The organism is Tardiphaga sp. (assembly GCF_041424195.1).
GTDB lineage: Bacteria > Pseudomonadota > Alphaproteobacteria > Rhizobiales > Xanthobacteraceae > Tardiphaga.
On the sequence record NZ_JBGMOE010000192.1, the window covers coordinates 1 to 18626 of the forward strand.

An 18626-nucleotide genomic window follows, 5' to 3' on the forward strand; every position below is an offset into this window, starting at 1 on the left:
GGATCGCCGCAAGGGCTACACCCAGAAGGCCGTCGTCGGCGGTCACAAGGTGTACCTGCGCACCGGTGAATATGACGACGGCCGGCTCGGCGAGATCTTCATCGACATGCATAAGGAAGGCGCGGCGCTGCGCTCCTTCATCAACAACTTCGCCATCGCCGTCTCGCTGGGCCTCCAGTATGGCGTGCCACTGGAGGAATATGTCGACGCCTTCACCTTCACCCGCTTCGAACCCGCAGGGCCGGTGCAGGGCAACGACAGCATCAAGTTCGCGACCTCGATCCTCGACTATGTGTTCCGCGAACTCGCGGTCTCCTACATGTCGCGCTTCGATCTCGGCCATGTGGACGTCTCCGAGTCGGGCTTCGATGCGCTCGGCAAGGGCGAGGACGAAGGCAAGGCGCCGGCCGACTCGAACAAGTATGTCTCCAAGGGCCTGACCCGCTCGCGCACCGACAATCTCGTCGTCATGCGCGCGCCCACCCCGGCCGAAAACACCGACGCCCGCGCGAGCGGCAACGTCACCTCGCTGAACGCGTCGGGCGCCACCGCCCGCCACGGCAGCGGCGATGCCGCGGTGGCCCTCAAGACCGCCGAGCCCGAGCACCAGCTCTCGCCGACCGAAAAGCTCGAGGCGCAAGCCTGGAGCAAAGCGGGAAGCGCCGCAGCAGCAGCCCCGAGCAAGGCCGAACGCCGCGCCGAAGCGAAAGCCAAGGGCTATGAAGGCGACATGTGCGGCGAGTGCTCGAACTTCACGCTGGTGCGGAATGGCACCTGCATGAAGTGCGATACTTGCGGCAGCACGACGGGGTGTAGCTGATATCAGATGACGTCATGATGGCGGCCGGGCTTGATCCGGCCATCCACAAATACAAAGGGGCCGCTCGAAAGAGCGGCCCCATCTTTTTGTCGTGCTGAATGGTTCACAAATACAATAGACATTGCGCAGCCACTACTTTTGATTGAATGCCTTGCCTCCTTACGATATGAGAAACAAGCAAAGAGAAGTTGGGGAGCATCATTGTGGCAACGCATCGTGTACTAATCACTACGCCTCCGCTTGAAGTTGGCAAGGCTGACATCCGTCTGGATATTAAGAAAGATGATGAGAAGCTGGGCGAACTGAGAGTGTCGCACGGCTCTGCAGTTTGGTTTCCGAATGGCAATACCTACGGCTACAAACTTTCGTGGTCAAAAATAGCAAAACTCTTCGAGGAACAAGGCCAAAAAAAAGCTGAGCTCCGCTAGCTTAAAAAACGCGACACACGCTTAAAAAGGGCCACTCGAAAGAGCGGCCCTTAATATTAGAACGCGAGAATCATGACAGCGTTGGCCGACCTAATCAAAGCAATCGCCGCCCTGCTTTGGCCCCTGCTGGCATTCGCATTTCTCTGGCTCTTCAAAAGTGAAATTGCCGGAATTTTGAAAAGGCTCAGCCACCTCCGAAAAGGAAAATTGCTCGGCCAAGAAATTGAACTAAACGAAGAACTGGACGAACTACAACGATCAGCGATCAAAGCAGAGCAAGAAACAGTCGCTTCGGTACCTCCACTAAAAGCTCCAGATCTGGAGAACAGTGCCAGCAAAAACTTCGAGAGTGATTTGCTCAGTAATATATCCAAGTCACCAAAGGCAGCGCTTATGCTACTGGCGGCTGAGATCGAACGACGCTTGCGCTTAATTTTGATTTCAACTGGCTGGGCGCAAAATATTAAGCCTGCTCCTATTGCAAAAGCCATTGACAAGCTGCGAGAGCAAGGGAGCTTGCCTGAACATGTCAGCGGGTCCATTAAGCTCTTCCTAGACGTGCGAAACAAGATTGTTCATGGCCACTCCGCCACAGAAGAAGACACACTTCGTGCGATAGATTCCGGCTTCACGGTTTTAAAATCTCTCGAAGCAATTCCATTTGAAGAGAACGTCGTCCATCACCCAGGTGTCGTCATCTATTCTGACGCCCTGTGTGAGCATGAAATAGCTGATGCGGTTGGCTTACTCCTAGAATCGACATCGCCCGGCCGAACCACCAAATCGCTCAGAATCTTCCCAACTACGAGGAAGGACTATCGCGCGGGGGAATCCGTAGCGTGGGAGTGGACGTTTGACCGAAGCTGGGGACCGGCTTGGTATCGCGATCCTCGCACCCATGAAATCAAGCAGGCTTGGTTATCCGCCGCCGAATTCATCGGCCGACATCTAAGTGATATTTGAAGTAACTGCAGCAAGCGTAGGGCGGATTAGCGCAGCGTAATCCGCCGCGTCGCAGCGGCGCAATACGCTGCGCTATCGCTCCCTACTTGCTCAAGCAACAGCCATAATGCTGCTACAGACGTTACTAGCACTGAACCTGAATCGCCTGTAGGTTGCGGCCACTACGGGGGTAAGAATTGGCTTGGCTGACGCGAAATAACTTAGAGACCGGCATTGAGCTTTGGCACCGCTTGAAGGGCCGTGCGATTTCGCGGAACGCTGGTTACTTGATTTTGGCAGCGGTAAGCCTTGAAAGTAATATTGTCCAATTGCTTATCGAAGGAGCGTCATCATACGCTCACGTCAAGGTCGATATCCCCGATACGCCTCATTGGGTGACCGCCGTATTTGTCGTTTCCGCGGCTGTTCTCTTAGTCGCAGACCGACTGCTACCAGTTGCCGGTTTACGCCCTGAGCCTAACCCTCATGACATACTCTTGATAAAACGGGTGCGCGATCTGTTTGACGCAGAAATGCAGATATTCATGAAGGACGAGGATTTCGCCTCCTATACCATTGATTACAAGCCCATCGGGCGGCTGCACCACGTAAACTATGTTTGGAGAGGCCCGGAGTACGAATTTGTAGAAACGGCCGTCCAAGAGAAATGGTCGGCTTTGCGCGTTGCCATAAAGGAGTTCGGGCACGACGTGGCAACTTACACATCACCGACTGACATGGGCAGCGACCGAGTGACCGTCTATAGGCGCAATGAATACCCAGAATCCCCCTCAGAGCACACGGAAAGCAACATCAGAAAATTGAATGACCTCGCCACAACGGTCATAGAGCGCTTCTACGAGCTTGACGCTCTCGCCCGGCGAACGATTCCCGTATCTTAAAGCAAGCGTAAGGCGGGTTAAAGCAGCGCAACCCGCCGTCGTCGTATCGGCGCAATATGCTTCCCTATTGCGCCCCTCGGGTGACGATCGCGCATCGACTTACGTTATTGACGAGTCATGCGATGCTCTATCTAGTTGCCGCAGTGCCGCCAGGCGGCAGCCCGATGACCGGAATATCAATATGCGCTTTCAAATGGTTCGCTGCCTCACGCGTCTCACCGTCGCCACTCTACTCTCCGCCGCACTGTCGCTGCCCGCTCACGCGGATTCCGGCAAAGTCCGCTTCAAGTTCTTCAAGGCCGGATGGTTCATCGGAGCGCAGGCAGGAAGCGGAATCCTCAGCTTCCGTGGTGAAATGTATCCGTTTCGCATCGGCGGCGTGAGCGCCGGCCTGACATTTGGGGGCTCCTCGACCGATCTGGTGGGCACGGCGCAAAATATGCGTCAGGCTTCGGACATCGAAGGCATTTACACGGCGCTCGGTGCCGGTGTGGCGGTCGGTGCAGGCAGGCGCGCCATCCAGATGCGCAATGCCAAGGGCGTCGTCCTGTCGCTGGAGGGGGAGCAACTGGGCCTCCAGTTCGATCTGGACCTGAGCGGAATGAGCGTCTCCATCCAGAACCAGTAATGGGATGCACCAACGCCCGTGCGTTGGCCCTCACTGCGACATCCAGGCAGCACGCATCATCTGCCAATGTCGGGACGTTGACGCGGCGGTTTGGGATCAGCGGATCTGCAGTCACATGAGGAGGCCGCTCGGCTTTCGAAGCGATCGTTGATCCCCGCATGACGCGATTACGGCTTGCCTTGACCAAAGGCATTCACGGCGCCGTGTTGACGGCACGTTCGGCGACAGCTCAATACCGCCGTACGGATCGTATTTCCGCCTCGCGCACGATAGTGCGCACAACAACCTTGTAGCGGCGAGGATCTCTATCGGCAGCGCATGCCGCTGCGCCATTTAACTCTCCCAGCCGTTCATGGCTCATGCGGTTTGTCAAAATCGCTTTCGAAGCGCAAATGCTTCACGCTGCGGCCTTGACGTCGCACAAGCTTGAGGGCCTCTATCCCGACCCTGATATGCGTTTCGACAAAGTTCGTCGTCACCACCAGGTCCGATGCCTCGGTCTTCACGCCTTCAGGGATCATGGGCTGATCGGATACGAGAAGCAGCGCGCCCGTGGGGATGTGGTTGGCAAATCCGGCAGCAAAGATCGTCGCCGTCTCCATGTCGATCGCCATGCTCCGCGTCCGACGCAACTGCTCCTTAAAGACCTCATCGTGCTCCCAGACACGACGGTTGGTGGTGTAGACGGTGCCCGTCCAGTAATCGTGTCCCAGATCACGGATCATGGTTGATACCGCGCGTTGCAGTTGGAATGCGGGTAGCGCCGGGACCTCGGGCGGCAGGTAATCGTTCGAGGTGCCTTCGCCCCGAATGGCAGCAATGGGCAGAATCAAATCACCGGTCTGGTTCTTGCGTTTCAAACCGCCGCACTTGCCGAGAAATAGAACAGCCTTTGGGGAAATGGCGCTCAGTAGATCCATCACGGTTGCCGCATTCGGGCTTCCCATGCCGAAATTGATCAAGGTAATGCCATCGGCAGTCACATTGGGCATCGGCCGATCCGCGCCCCTGATCGATACATTGTGATGAGCGGCGAACCATGCGACGTAACCGCCGAAATTCGTCAAAAGAACATACTGGCCAAATTCATCGAGCGGCGTGCCAGTGTAACGCGGCAACCAGTTTTCGACGATATCCCTTTTTTCTTTCATTTTCTTGCTCCCACATCAAATCCTACACATATGTCCGAAGTATGCGAGTTTCCACGATGTAAAGGGCATTTGCCGAACAGGGCTTGATTAGCAGAATCGATGCGAGGGATCGGCGGAAAACCAGGGCCGGGCCCACTGCGGGCGCGGCTTCCTTGCGCTGCTCGTCAACGGTTGCGGCACCGGCAACGACCAATCAGACGCGCAGAATTCAATCTGCAGGCGCACAAACGATGCCGCAGAACTGATCATTCAGACGACGGCCGCGGATTGAATCCGGGCAGGTTCAACGACCACGATGAATCCTCCGGATCAGAAACGTGCTGAGCGAAGGTGCGATTTCATGGCAAAGCACCGCCAGACGGCGCTGTTGTTGTTTTCGATGATCAATCCTGGACGTGGAACAGCTGTGCACGTTGCCGTGCAGCAGCTTTCACGCGTTAGAGAGCGCCTTGTGCGATCAGGCGGCGTCTCTCCTCATCGCTCATGATGCCGGCGCCGACGAACTGGACCGCACTATTGGGATTGTAACTACGCTGATCCGGAGTTCTGCGCGGTCGATCACCGTCGGTATCGTCAGGCGCGCTGCCGTTTCCTCCACCATAACCCAGCACTTCGACGATGATCACCGAGGGCCTGTCGTTCCCCGCGCCATTGTTCGGCGGCGCGGTTTGCTGGGTGGCCGCGGTCGCGTTGGCGGTCGACAGGGCCCCGCTGATGCTTGGCGCCTGCACAGTCGGAATGCCGGTTGATGTACCCTGCACCTGGATGTTGGCGGCGTTGACGATCTGCAGCGCGGCGAGATTGACGTTGCCCGACACACGGATGCCTGCCTCGCCCGCATCGATCGTGCCAAACGGTGCGATGAGGTCGACATTGCTCGCGCGCGTGCCCGGGATGGTGCTGAGCGTTGCGATGCCGGCACCGCTCGCCGGCGCGGCCGGGGCGATGGTGATGTTGCCGTAGTCATCGTATTGGCGCTGCGGCGGCGTGAAGATCGTCGTCGTCTTGGAGCCGCGGCCGGCGTTGATGTCGCCTTCCGCCGACCAGACCAGGATATCGCCGCCGAACGTCGTCATGATGCGGCTCTGGCCAAGCAGCACGCTGCCAAGCGAATAGACGTAGATATTGCTGTCCTGTCCCTGTGTCAGAAGGCCGGCATTGGGTCCGGGCGTGACACCCTCCACGCCGACCAGCGTCTGTCCGCCGGGATTGAGGATCTGGATGTCGCCACCGAACTGGGTGCGCACGCCCCCATCGCTCGTCACCGGCACGTCGACGCCGTTGACGGTTCTGGAGCCGGTCACGCTGCTGAACATCGTGATCTTGCCCGAGTAATCAATGGGCCGCCCCTGCGCGTCCCGATCCGGGAACAATGTGGCGATCACCTCGCGCCCGCGCAGATAGCTCTGATAGCGCGGACTTCCCGAGTTGTTGTATTCGCGGCCACCCAGAGTCAGTTCCTTGTAATAGACGTCGCGGACGAAGACGCCCTGCTGCTCCTTCGGCAGCGCCAGGAAGAAACCGAGCGCATCGGCCGCCTTCCCGGTGTAGCCAAAGCGGCTTTGCAACCATTGCAGCAGTTCCTGATCGTAGGCGTGAACCACCTTGCCGCTGCCGGCGAGCGGCGCGCCTTCAGCGAGCTGATTGGCCGGATCGAAATAGAGCTTCGCGAACGCGGCATAATCCGGGCTATTCGCACCGACACCCGCCAGCACCGTGACATCGGCGCCACCTTTGTTATTTGACGGATTGACCACGTCACCCACGCTCACCAGCGAGCCGTAATAGCCCTGATAGAGATTGCGGCCGGCCTGCACCTGAAGCAGGCCCGGACCGAGGATGTCGAGCGATAGATGGAAGATATCGCGGCCGGCCTGCACCAGCGAGATGTCGTTGGCGCTGTTGTTCAGGAACACGCTGGCGTTCGGGCCGGTGCCGACGATGTCGCGGCCGGCGATAACCTCGAACGGTTTGGCAGCCATATACCAGGTCGTAGGCGACGGCACGAACCCCAACGAGAACGACCGCGTCATATTCTGGACCTGCCCGAGCGTCAGGTCGACGATATCGATGCCGGCATAGACCTGCGCGGGCCTGTTGTCGCCGGCGTGAAGATTGGTCTGCGGCGCGTCGGGGCCGAACGCGATAGGGTTGTAGGGATCTAAACGGAATGGGGCAGTCGCCGAAGCATTGCTGTCATTGCTGTTGGAGAACACCGGGCGGAATGGCGTCGCCAGCGTGCGCATATCGGCGCCGGACATGCCTATCACCTGGCTCGTGCCGTAGATCGAGCCCGCGGCCAGAAGCGCGAGCTGTCCGGTCGGCGACGGCATCAACTCGATCGGCGCAAATGTCAGCGAAACTATTCCAGGTTCTGCGAACCGGATGTCGCCATTGGCGGCCGCAACGATCAACGTACCCGGATAGGCGCGGTTAGCACCGCTCGTGCCAGCCGTGTTTCCGTCGAGCACCGCGGCATCGCCGCCTGCTGCGTAAAGATTGACGGCTGTCGCCTGCGTCCACAGCATGAAGCTCGATTGTCCGCCGCTCTTGACCAGCGTGGTCGTGCCGTCCGCGTTGCGGACCGTGTAGGGCATGCCCTCCCGATCGACCACGGGCCCCATGCCGGCATCGCTCGTGCCACCGAGCACGAGATCACCGCGCGTGCTGATGCTGACACTGCCGTCTCCCGGCGTGAAGATTGGCCCCGGCGCTTTGAGCGAACGCTTGAAGACGTTCGGATCGACCGCCCGCGGATCGTACGAGGTCCAGCCTTGACCAGCGGCGTTCAGCGCCAGAGTGCCGATCGACCCGGCACCGACAATGACATCACCCCGCAGATCCGTAACCGAGCCGAAGTGGTCTGGCACAAGGGACGTCGCAGTTGCCGCCGGAAGCGAGTTCAGTATCCCGCCCACCCTGAGGATGAGATCGCCGCCGCCGGTTTGCATCAGCGTGCCATTGGACAGGACACGACCGGTCGAGGCGACTGCCAGATCGAGGCCGGTCGAGGTATTTCTGTTATTGCTCGTCACGCCGGCATTGCCGCCCGCGATAACGGTCAGGTTGCCGCCGCCAAGGGTACCGATGCCCTGGAAGCCAAAGAGCTGCAGGGTGTCGCGGTCCGTAGACGTCTTCCCATAGGAGCCGAAATTGATCCACCACGCGGTTGGATCGGCGGACGAGCCGCCGCCCTGGCGGAAGAGCCAGTTGCCGGTGAGATCGGAGTCCACATAACGCGTGTTGTTGTCGGCGATCTGGATGTTGCCGGTGACGTCCTGCTGCGCCATCAGCAGAACATCCCCACCGTGCTCGGGATACCAGGCATGCGAGTTGCCACCGCTCGTGACACCGACAAGGTCATAAGGATTGCTGCTGTCAGCCGCCAAAACCGCTCCCGACTGCGTGCCCGCGGTGTAGACGCCGTAGGGCGTCGCTTCACTGAAGCTGCCGCCCGCCAGCAGATCGAGATTGCCGGTGCCGGTGCGCAGCACGCTGAAGAACGTGCCGTTGCGCGTTGAGTTATAGGCCGGATCGCTGAGCGTGAGCTTGCCGCCTCCATTGAGCGTGCGCGTCGTCTGCAGCGCGCGCTGATCGGCGGCAGCGAGATCGGCGCCGGACACAAGACGGATCGAGGCAGAAAGTGAACCAGGCGCGAGCATTGCCGCCGCTGCCGATGTGGCCGGTGCGCCGGGAATTCCGGGCGTGACCACCGCTCCGAGGGAGGGCAAATTAGCGATATCGAAGACCAAGTAGTCGTTCGCCCCTAGCGAAGGTCCGGGGTCCAGTGTGGTGCCGGCCGGGATGGTGCTGCCTGGCCAATATTGATGGCCGTTGGTATCGACAAATGGCACCCCATACAGCGTAACCATATCCTGGTAGAATTGGTCGTTTGGTATGGTCCAGTCAGCCATCAGCGTTACACTGGTGTCGTAAACGTAACTGGAATTGTTCAGGCCGGTGTCACTAGGCGACCACAGCTGCGCGTTGGGATCGCTCGGGATATCGATCAGATTGTAGACCGCCGCTATTCCCGGCGACGCCTTGAACCCATCCGAGATGCTTCCCTGGACGGTCACGTTGCCGGCGGCGCGGATCACAAGCGCCATCGGCTCGCCCGCACCGTAAGTCGCCGAGTTCGGATCGCGATCGGCGCTCGCGCCGTAGCGATACTTCGCAAGGTCGATGTCGCCCGAGGTCGACAGGTCGCCGCTCGAGGTGATCTGGACACCCGGGCGCAGATGATAGGCGCTGCCGTATGCCGACAGGCCCGTCACGCGCGAGGCCAGATCGGTATTGCCGAGCGCGGCATTGATGAAGGTTGCGCTCGCCGTGTCGAAGCCGTCGAGCGTCGCCTGGCTGATGGTGCTGCCGCCCGGCAGGTCGTAGGTCCAGAACGCATTGAGCGCGATGCTGTAGGCGCCGCGGATATTGAGCGGACCCGTCGCATTGATGGCGATGTCGCCCGAGGTCTCGCCGGTGCGCTGCGCGTTCAGCTGGATGTCGCCGTAAGCCACGCCGTTCGGCGTGGTGAGATTCATGGTGGCGCCGGGCGACAGCGTCAGCATGCCGCCTGCGGCGGTCAGCTCGATGTGGCCACGGTTCTTGGCTTCGATCGGCTGGCCGTAGCTGTCGACCTGCAGCACCGTGCCATGCGCATCGAGCACCGCGCTCGATGCCAGCGTCAGCCCGTTACTGGCCGACAGCCGGATGGTGCCCGGCGCAGCCCCGGACGCATCGATGGCGCCGTTGACGGTCAGGCTGCCGCCGTCGAGTGACACTGTAACGTAGCGGGCTTTGACGCCGTCGCCGATCGTGAGATCGCCGCTCTTGATGTCGAAGCTGCGGGCGCTGAAGAAGCCGCCCTGGGTCAGAAGCGCGTTCAGGCCGGCAAAATCGGCAAGCGTGCCGGCCACAACGCTGAAGTCACCGCTGGTGTAGTTGCCGGTCGTGCCGCCTTTTAGAACGCCGTTAAGCGCCACCGGCCCGCCAGCCGCATCGATATCGACCGAGCCGGCATTGGCATTGGTGGCGGAGACGTCGATGACGGACCCTGCCGCCTGCGTCACGCTGCCCTGCGCACTGTTGAAGATCGCGGTGCCGCCGAAGCCGTAGACCACCGCCTTCTGGATCGTCGACGGCCGGCCGCCGAGGTCGATGCGGCTTCCACCATTGAGAACGATGTCGTTGGTAGCATTGACCACGAACTTGCCGCTCGGCAGCAGGACTGTGCTGGCGATGGCGACACTGTCGCCGGTCAGATCGATCTCCGCGCCGGCGACCGTCGACGTGGCCGCGCTCGGCGCGGCGCCGGCAGGCGCAACGACATTGAGTGCGCCTCCCGCCGTATAGGCCATGATCGATTTCTGCACGCCGGTGAGCTGCGGCGTCGTCAGCGTGAGATTGCCGCCTGTGCCGCTCTGGCCGAACACGGCCGCCGGATCGGTGCTCGGCGTCTGATAGACGAACAGCTTGCTGTTGCCAGCCGAGACAATCTTCGAACGGCCGGTGATGTCAACGTTGTTGAAGCCATAGATGGTTCGGCTCGCCGAGGTCGTATCGAGCGAGACGAACTGGCCGAAGTCGATCTCGTCGGCGACGAGGCTGAGCATGCCGGCGCCGGTGCCCGGTCCGCCCGCGGCAATGGCAGGCGGTGTCGCGCCGGGAATGCCATTCCAGGTGATCTGGCCAGCTGCAATGGTGGCGTGATCGCCAGCCGAACCGTAGCCGTAGATCGCCGAGGTATTCAGAACGAGATTGACGCCGGTGCCAGTCGCGTCGAGGCCGCTATTGCCGAAGACATTGATGGCGTTCGCTGCGCTCAGGGTAATCTTTTCCAGCGCGGGCGCGCCGTGCAGCGGATCCCCATTGACGAGAAGATTGAACAGCGCCTGGTTGAACAGGACACCGGCCGGTGCACCGGCCGTGGCAATCGTGGCTGCGTCGCCGATGTTCAACGTTCCGACCGCAAGAGCAATGTTGCGCGCTCCGAAATGCGCCGTGGGGTCGATGCTGGAGACGCCATTGGTGGCGAAGGCCAGCGTGCCCTCGGAGTAAAGCGATGAACCTGCGCCGATCGTGATGGCGCCGTTGCTGCTGCTGTTGGCGAGGAAATTGAGCTCGCCGTTGGAGAGCGCCAACATCGAGACGCCGAAGGACGTGGTGTAGGTCATGCCGGTCGAGGCTGAATCGAAGGGGCCGGCCCCCTCCCCGATGGTCGTAAGCGTCACATTGTTGCCGACGCTGATATTGCCGCCGATCAGGAAGATTTCACCGGCCCTCAGCGTCACACCATCGCGAATTGCGATATCGCGGCCGCCCTGGAAAATGATGCTCCCATTGTTGAAGAGATTGCTGCCGTTGACCATCAGCCGTGGCGCCTTGAGGGCGTTGATACTCGCCGCGTCGACTGCGACGCCCGTGAATGCTGCCGTGGATGGATCGACATAGATCTCGTCGACCTTCGCCAGCGAGGCCTGCCCTGCAGCGCCGCCCTGTGAGCCTTGGAACAGCACGGTGCCGTCGAAGGTGAGCGCGGAGCCGGTCGTGGGCGATGTCGGCGCCTCGAATGTCACCAGCAACGCCTTGCCATCGGCCGGCAACAGCGGACGAACGCCGCCGAATTGCGCCGTGTTGGCGATCAGGAAGTCACTGTAGCTCTGCTCGTTGTATTGCGAGTAGCGTCGAACCGACGTGCCCGACGTAATCAGCGCCGTGACCGGCAGGCTGCTGCTGATCGCGGTATTGGCGATGCCGGTGTAGACGGAGGTCGCGTACGTGCCGTTGCCGATCGCATTGGCACCGGCGACGGGCAGCATCGTCGTGCCGCCCAGTTCAACGCGGTAGGCGCCGGGCAGCAGTGCATAATTCGACGGCAGCAATGTGTAGGTGCCGGCCGGCAGGCCCGGCACGCCGCCTGGGACGGTAATCTGCTGGCCGATCGAAGGATCGCCCGCACCGTTCTCGGGCGCGACCGGCGCGTAGCCAGAGCGATAGCCCGGCACGATGGCATAGACCTTGTCGCTCGCCTTGCTGAGCAGGGTCACCGGATTGGCGTTGACGAGCGGCGTGTTCAGCACGTTGACCGAGCCGCCGCGCCCCGAGACGAAGCCCGCGCCGCTGAGCGTTCCACCGCCGGAAAGGTCCAGCACCGCGCCGCTTGCGACGCTCACCGACTGACCGTCCAGGGTGATGCCGGATTGCGCCCCGTAAGTGCCGGAGTTGGTCAAGGCCAGCGGCCTCACGGCAGCGCCGTTGTAGTTGTAGGACACACCGTCGATCGTGCCGCCGTAAGGCATGACGAGTCCGTCCATCGACACCGAGGTCAGGCTGCCGGGCAACAGATCGACGCGCTGGGTTAGGGGCTGAAAGCTGCTGCCCAGCATGATGAGGCCAAACGGCGCGCGCACGATACCGCCCTGCTCCACGATCGGCGCAGTCAAGCTCAAAGTGCCGAATAGCGAGAACGGCGCGTCGGGGATCGTATCCGTAGTGCGGCCAAGGATCAGCTTCTGACCGGCGATCACGGTCGCGAAAGTGTTGGTGGCCGGATAGATCTGCGCTGCGAGAAGTTCGAGATTCCAGTCGGTGGCCAGTCGCATCTGCGGCAACCCGGCCATCGACAGGAAACGGATGTCGCCCTGACTCTTGAGTCGGGTCGTCACGAAGCCTGGATAGTTCGTTGCGACACGCCAACCGATCGCGGGATCGTAGACGTCGGCGCGGGCCCCGAACTGAACCAGCCCTTGAATATCGATTTGATCGGCGTTCGCTTCAAAAATCGCCGCGGTCGGTGCGCCCGAAGCCCTGGGATTGCGGACGCTGCCGCTGTCGAAGCCGTCAGGGATGATAGCCTGCGGCTCAACGAACCGGATATAGGGCGCGGAGAGCTTCACGCTGTTGGTCGCGATCGATGGGGCGGCTGTAATGTCCCCGGTAAAAGGATTGCCCGTGGTAAAGGCCGCTGCTGTCAGAGTGAGACTGCGGGCGAGCGAGAGCGAGACATCCCCCGAGAACTGGATGAAGTCACCCGAATTCAAGGTTAGGCTGTCGAACCCACCGGCCTTGATCTTGTCCACGCCGATCGCGGCGTGCCCGAATTGAAGTGACGACGCATCGGTACCCGGCGCGATGTTCGCGGGCAACGATGACGGCTGATACAGCTGCGTCACGACCATGGTGCTGGGGACCAACACATTGGCCGGGAACGGAGGTACGAAGTACGGCGTGGTCAGCGCAACCGACAGGCTGCCACCCGAAGCATTGGCGCCGCCGGCAGAGGCATGCATGCTGCCGTCAAGGTAGAGTCCGCTATTGGACGATAGCGAGATGGAGCCGCCGTTCGTGGCCCAGGCCCGCGGCTGGCCGATGGATTGAAGATCGCCCTGCGAGACAAGGTCGATCACCGTGTGGCTGCCGTCGGCGTCGAGCTCGGCGCCGGGGCGGATCAGCACGAACGCACTGCCGCCGTTGACGGCGATCGAACCGCCATCGGTCGCAGTGCCGTAGCGACGTCCCGCGAGATCAAGCACGCTGTAGGACGTACCAGACACATCGATCTTGGCGTTCGAGTCGACCCAGATCGAGACGCCGCGGCCGTTGCCCTGCGCGTCGAAGTTACGGCCGGCATCGATCTTCGAGCCGTCGGCGACGTTGGCGAGCGTGATGCTGCCGCCATGCGCTGTGAGATCGCCATAGACCGTAAGCTGACCAAAGGCGTTCAACGTGATGCTCTGGTTCGGATCGACGCTGATTGAGGCTCCCTCGCCGACCACGATCGCGCCGCCGCCGATATTGGCGCCGTTGAACCTCGTGGACTGCGAGCGTAGCGTGAGGCTGGCGCCGGCTCGCTGAGTCAGCCTGCTGCTCGCCGGATTTTCCATGAACAGCGGCGGCGTCCAAAGCGACATCGCCGATGACGGATCGCTGCCGGATGGCGCGGCGAAGCTGCCGGAGCCGATCTGGTAGACCGGCATCGCGGGGGCGACGACAGTGTTGCTGGTGACCAGAACACCCCGCCCGCCATTGATGTCGTAATTGGTGAAACCTGCGGTGAAGAAGGCGGAACTGAGCGCTGGCGCTGGTTCGATCTCAACGGTCTGCGATAGCAACGTGCCGGCCGGAATCATCGCGCCAACCGCATAGGTCTTGGACGTCGCCAACACCGAGCCGGCGGCGTAAATCACTTGGTAGGGGGTGATGGAGATGCCGTTCGGGAAAACGCTCGACGGGATCACGGTGCCCGCTGGAATACGACCCGTGCCGCTCCAGCCGGTAATGACCGTCCCGGCCGGGACCACGGTGCCCGAGCCCCAGAACTGCAACCAGCCGTTACCGTCCCGGCTCTGGAGAGAGTCCATGCCCTGCGGCACAGTCCAATCCGCGCCCGTGGGGCCCCTCGGCACCGCACTCATCGTGACGTCGACCGGGATCGGCACGTCGTATGCCACCGCGGTGTAATTCTCGATCAGCGTGAACGGCAGCGGCGTGCCCGCCGGAATCGTCAGCGCCTGTTTAAGCGTGAGCGCGACCGGCGCCGGCGTCCCCGCGGCGAGCGTGCCGCCGGCAAGCTCGGCATTGTCGCCGATCACGATATTGCCCGGCGATGAGATCGTCAGCGTTCCACCACCATTGACGCCATAGGCGCGGATGGCGCCGTCGAGCACGAGTGTGCCGTCGCCTGAACCAGCATTCTGCTGCCCGTCGGCCGCCTTGATGGTGACATTGCCGCCCTTGCCGCCCTGGGTCTTGCCGCTGGCGAGGATCGCACCGCCCGAGGAAACATCGATCGTGCTACCTTGGGCGAGCGTGACGTTCTGCGTCGAATCGAAGGTGACATTGCCGCCGTTCAGGAAGCCGAGATTGGCCAGACTGTTCGGCTCGGTTAGGCCGTTGATCCACACACCGCGGGTATCGATGGTCGCGCCGGAGGCGAGCGTCAGTTGCGCGCCGCCATCGGCGTTGGTCAGCGCACTGCTCCCGGTCGAGGTGCTCAGGATATTGCTGACGATGACATTGCCGGAATGTGCGATGATATCGGCATTGATGTTGACCAGAGGCGCAACAAGACGGACCTGTGCGCCATTGGCAAAATTCAGCGGTGCATCGACGGCGATCTTGTTGCTGCTGGCGATGGTGAGCCCGCCGAGGTTGAAGCCATTGAGCGCCGGGGCGTTGAACCAGGCCGTGTTGACGCGATCACCCGGCAGCACTGTCGTCGCATCGAGCCCCGATGCAATTCCTGCCACACTGCCGAACTTCACATCGGCCGGCTGCGCCCCGTCGAGGCCGTAGGCACCGTATTGCCCCAGCGCCAGCGAGCCCGCGAGCGGCACGGTATTCTCGGTGAGCTTGTAGCCATCGGTGATGCCTGCCGTGCGGGCATTGGTCTGGCGTTGGCCGGTGATGACATTGGCGATAATGTCGGCCTCGAACACCGATGTCGGCGTCGACAGATTGAGCCGGCCGGCATCGCGGCCGACGGTATAGCCGGCCTCATAGCGCCAGGTCGACGACCGCGCCAGCGGCGATGTCCAGACCTCGGTGAGCTGATCGGAGATCTTGCCCTGGATATTATGCGTGCGCACGAAGCCACCCGCAGTGGCGACGAAGGTCATGTCGGCCGGCGCATTGTCGAAGCTGTAGATCCGGCCGTCGGTGCCGATCAGCTTGCTGGAATAGATCCTGCCGCCGGCATAGTTCACCGAACCGCCGGAGATGTCGAAGTGCGCGCCCTGCTGTGCCACCACTTCCGGCGCCGCCAGCGTGATGCTGCCGCCGAGCGCCGCCCATTCGCCGATGCTATGCGCGGTATTGGCGAGGTAACCGCCGAGTTCGAGCAACCCGCCTTTGGTGTAGTAGCGATCGCCGGCATAACCACCGGTGCCGGCGGGCACCAGCACGAGATCGCGGATATCGATCCAGACATTCTTGTTGAGCAGCGCGCCGCTGTCGCGATTCCCGGGCGAGTCCCGGAGCTCGTTGCCCTGGATATTGACCAGCACCTGATTGGCCGACATCGGCAGCGTGACGCCCTGCACGCCGGAGACGTCGATGCTGGCGCCGGTCTCGGCGAACACCCGCTTGCCGGCGGCAACCACGACCTGGCCGCCCTGCGCCATGGTCAGGGAGTTGTTCGTGAAGTTGACCAGCCCGCCGGTGACGATCTCGATGCGGGACTGGTCCTGCCGATCGGCCAGCACCGACAGGTTGTTGAACTGGCCGGTCGCCAGCACATTGGGCCCGGAAGATGCAATCAGCGCGTCGCGCTGGCTATTGAGCGCGGTGTCGGCGCTGTCGAGATCCGGCAGGATGGCGCTGACACTGTTGCCGGTCAGCGTGACGCTCCCGGTCGCATCATTCGCGGCGTTCAGCAGGTGGATGGTGCCGCGCTGGTTGACCGAGGTGGTGGAGAGCAGCACCCCGTCCTGGGTCACGGCGCGTCCGGCGAGCGTGATGTCGCCCTGCTGCGAGAGCACGACCCCGGTGTTGGTCACGGCGCCGCTCGCACTGCTTGCGTAAAACACCGGCGCGATCTCGCTGCCGCGGGTGGTCGATGCTTGGTTGGCGTCGGTGCCGAAGCCCTTGCGCAGGATGAAGTCGTCGCCGGCAGCCAGCACGGCCTGCCCCTTCGGGGTGGTGATGCTGCCGGCATTGACGACTTCGCTGCCCATCATCAGCACAAAGCCGCCGCCGGAGGTGACCGAGGTCGGCGCCGCCGTCGTGATCACCGCGCCGGCCTCGACCACCACCTTGCCGCCGGCCGCGGTGAAGCTCGGCACATAGGTCCTGCCGGCCAGCGCCGAGTAGATGCCGTTGCTGAGGAATTGGCTGTCGGTAATCTGCGCCGTCGCGGCGATCAATGATCCGACATTGATCTGGCTGCTGCCGCCGAAAATGATGCCACTTGGGTTGATGACATAGACCTGGCCATCGGCCTTGATGGTGCCGAGGATCTGGCTCGGCGCGGTCGCCGCATTGACGCGGTTGAGCGCCACCCAGCTGGCATCGCCCTGCTGATCAAAGGTCAGCGTGGTGCGGGCACCGACATTGAACGACTGCCAGTTCAGGATCGCCAGTCGCGCGGTCTGCCGGATGCCGACCTGGGTCTGGCCCGCGCTATCGACACTCTGTGTCGGCGCATTGGCGCCGTTCCATCCGGCCGGCACGTTCGGCAGCAGGCCACCGGCGCCGAGGCCGTTCGGCACCGCGACCGGCGCCGTCGTCGAGACCTGACGCGCCGCCGCGGCCGCTCGCGCTGCCGCCTGCATGTCCTGGATCGTTTTCGTCGCCCTCACCAGCGAGCCCTGCGTCTGCTTCGCTATCGCGGCCGCCTGTTGCGCCGCCAGCGACGCCGCGTCCGACGCAAAGTTCGGCGCTGACACCACCGGGCCGGACCCGTTCAGCGAACGAGCATAGGCACCCTCACCAATCATCAGCGACAATGCGATCACACTCGCCCCGGCCAGAAGCGCTGTGTGGCGGGTGCTATGGGACTTGGACGAACGACGAATGCGCATTGGACACTTTCTCACTAGACACACCGACGAGCCTCAAGCTGCCGGTCTGCCGCGAAATTTTCTCTCGACCGCCTAACGACGTTTTGGAACCGAGAGGTGCGCAACGATCCAGTATGCATTTTTTTAGAAAGTCGGTCCGGGGTGAATAAACGTCTCCGCAAAACCCGCCGCACTGTAGGTGCGAGTGGCCCTTGTCGCTTCCGGTTAACTGATGACGATGACCGCGCCCGGCAGCTTTGTCACACGAGCGCCAAACGCGGCCTCCAGTTGCGCCACCACCGTTTCCAGCCGGTCCAGCTTGAAACGCGCCGTGAAGCGGCGCTGGCCGAGACTTTCATTCATGAGGAAGATGCGCCCCGACCGATAGCGATTAACTTCCTCAATCACATGCGATAGCGGCTCATCCCGAAAGTAGAGTTCTCCATCTCGCCATCCGGTGACGACAGCGGCCTCGACCGAGACCAGTGGTCCGATTTTGTCTGCAGCGTAGGCGATCTGCTGATTTTGTCGCAGGGTCGTTGCACGCCCATGCCGGGTCACTTCAACCACGCCCTCAAGGCAGGTGACCGACACATTCGAGCCGTCACATCGAACACTGAAACTGGCCGCGTCCGCGGTTGCCCGTCCATTGCCCGCCATCACCGCAACGGCCTTGGCGCGTGTCGAGACAGCCGCCTCGCCCACGATCAATTCGATACGATCGGTGCCGGCGGGATCGGCGACCAGATTCAGGCTTGTTCGCGTATTCATCTCGACCGAGCCGCTATCGGCGAGAGCGATCCGTCGTTGCTCGCCAGCAGCCGTGCGATAATCCGCAGCCAACTCCGTGACGGACGGCCATAGACCGAGCGGTGGGCGGACCGCCACGAACGCGGCTCCAGCCGCCGATGCCGCCAGCGCTCCGCCGAGAAACGCCCTTCGCCCCATCGCCTGTCCGGCCAAAGTCCGCGGCGCGAACGCAACAGCCCCTCGCCCGGGCGACTGCTGGCGCACCGCATTTTCCAGCGCCGGCCCGAACGAGCGCCATCGCCCGCTCGCCTGTGCAAAAGCTTCCGCGTGCAAAGAACTGCGCGCGCACCAAGTCTTCAGGTCCTTCAGATCGGCTTGGGTCGCGTCGCCCGAGGTCAGGCGCAAAACCCAATTCCATGCATCCTGCCTCAACATGTCGCTGTCGCCCTGCCCGTCGTCAGATCGCGTCATCCGCCAAAACCATTCATCTTGCCGCACCTAATCTGAC

7 protein-coding genes and 1 pseudogene are annotated in these 18626 nt (G+C 62.0%); 5 read left to right on the forward strand and 3 right to left on the reverse strand.

The annotated features are described in order from the left end of the window. The 5 genes and pseudogenes from ACEK02_RS26245 to ACEK02_RS26265 form a co-directional block, all read left to right on the forward strand. A pseudogene (locus ACEK02_RS26245) lies at positions 1 to 820 on the forward strand (vitamin B12-dependent ribonucleotide reductase); the annotation flags it as partial. Between the two features lie 203 nt (positions 821 to 1023). Continuing rightward, the gene (locus ACEK02_RS26250) at positions 1024 to 1248 is read left to right on the forward strand and encodes a hypothetical protein (protein ID WP_371424431.1); all 225 of its coding nucleotides are present in this window, start codon (positions 1024 to 1026) and stop codon (positions 1246 to 1248) included. A 72-nt stretch (positions 1249 to 1320) separates the two neighbouring features. Continuing rightward, positions 1321 to 2211, forward strand: coding sequence for a hypothetical protein (locus ACEK02_RS26255; RefSeq protein ID WP_371424432.1), 891 nt, complete (start codon positions 1321 to 1323; stop codon positions 2209 to 2211). Positions 2212 to 2387: 176 nt separating this feature from the next. Beyond that, a complete protein-coding gene (locus ACEK02_RS26260) occupies positions 2388 to 3092 on the forward strand; it encodes a hypothetical protein (protein ID WP_371424433.1) in 705 nt (234 codons plus the stop codon). A 181-nt stretch (positions 3093 to 3273) separates the two neighbouring features. Continuing rightward, the gene (locus tag ACEK02_RS26265; protein ID WP_371424434.1) at positions 3274 to 3720 is read left to right on the forward strand and encodes a hypothetical protein; all 447 of its coding nucleotides are present in this window, start codon (positions 3274 to 3276) and stop codon (positions 3718 to 3720) included. 350 nt (positions 3721 to 4070) lie between these two features. Here the strand turns inward: ACEK02_RS26265 and ACEK02_RS26270 are convergent, their stop codons facing one another. The 3 genes from ACEK02_RS26270 to ACEK02_RS26280 form a co-directional block, all read right to left on the reverse strand. After that, a complete protein-coding gene (locus ACEK02_RS26270; protein ID WP_371424435.1) occupies positions 4071 to 4871 on the reverse strand; it encodes an AMP nucleosidase in 801 nt (266 codons plus the stop codon). 437 nt (positions 4872 to 5308) lie between these two features. Beyond that, complete coding sequence (locus ACEK02_RS26275; protein WP_371424436.1) at positions 5309 to 17389, reverse strand: filamentous haemagglutinin family protein; 12081 nt, start codon at positions 17387 to 17389, stop codon at positions 5309 to 5311. A 204-nt stretch (positions 17390 to 17593) separates the two neighbouring features. After that, positions 17594 to 18589 carry a FecR domain-containing protein gene (locus tag ACEK02_RS26280; RefSeq protein WP_371424437.1) on the reverse strand — a complete coding sequence of 332 codons (996 nt, stop codon included), beginning with the start codon at positions 18587 to 18589 and terminating at the stop codon, positions 17594 to 17596. Positions 18590 to 18626 lie beyond the last annotated feature (37 nt).

Coding starts and splice junctions, on each gene's coding strand:
- ACEK02_RS26255 (WP_371424432.1), top strand. CDS start 1,321: ATGACAGCGTTGGCCGACCTAATCAAAGCAATCGCCGCCCTGCTTTGG.
- ACEK02_RS26265 (WP_371424434.1), top strand. CDS start 3,274: ATGCGCTTTCAAATGGTTCGCTGCCTCACGCGTCTCACCGTCGCCACT.
- ACEK02_RS26270 (WP_371424435.1), bottom strand. CDS start 4,871: ATGAAAGAAAAAAGGGATATCGTCGAAAACTGGTTGCCGCGTTACACT.
- ACEK02_RS26275 (WP_371424436.1), bottom strand. CDS start 17,389: ATGCGCATTCGTCGTTCGTCCAAGTCCCATAGCACCCGCCACACAGCG.
- ACEK02_RS26280 (WP_371424437.1), bottom strand. CDS start 18,589: ATGACGCGATCTGACGACGGGCAGGGCGACAGCGACATGTTGAGGCAG.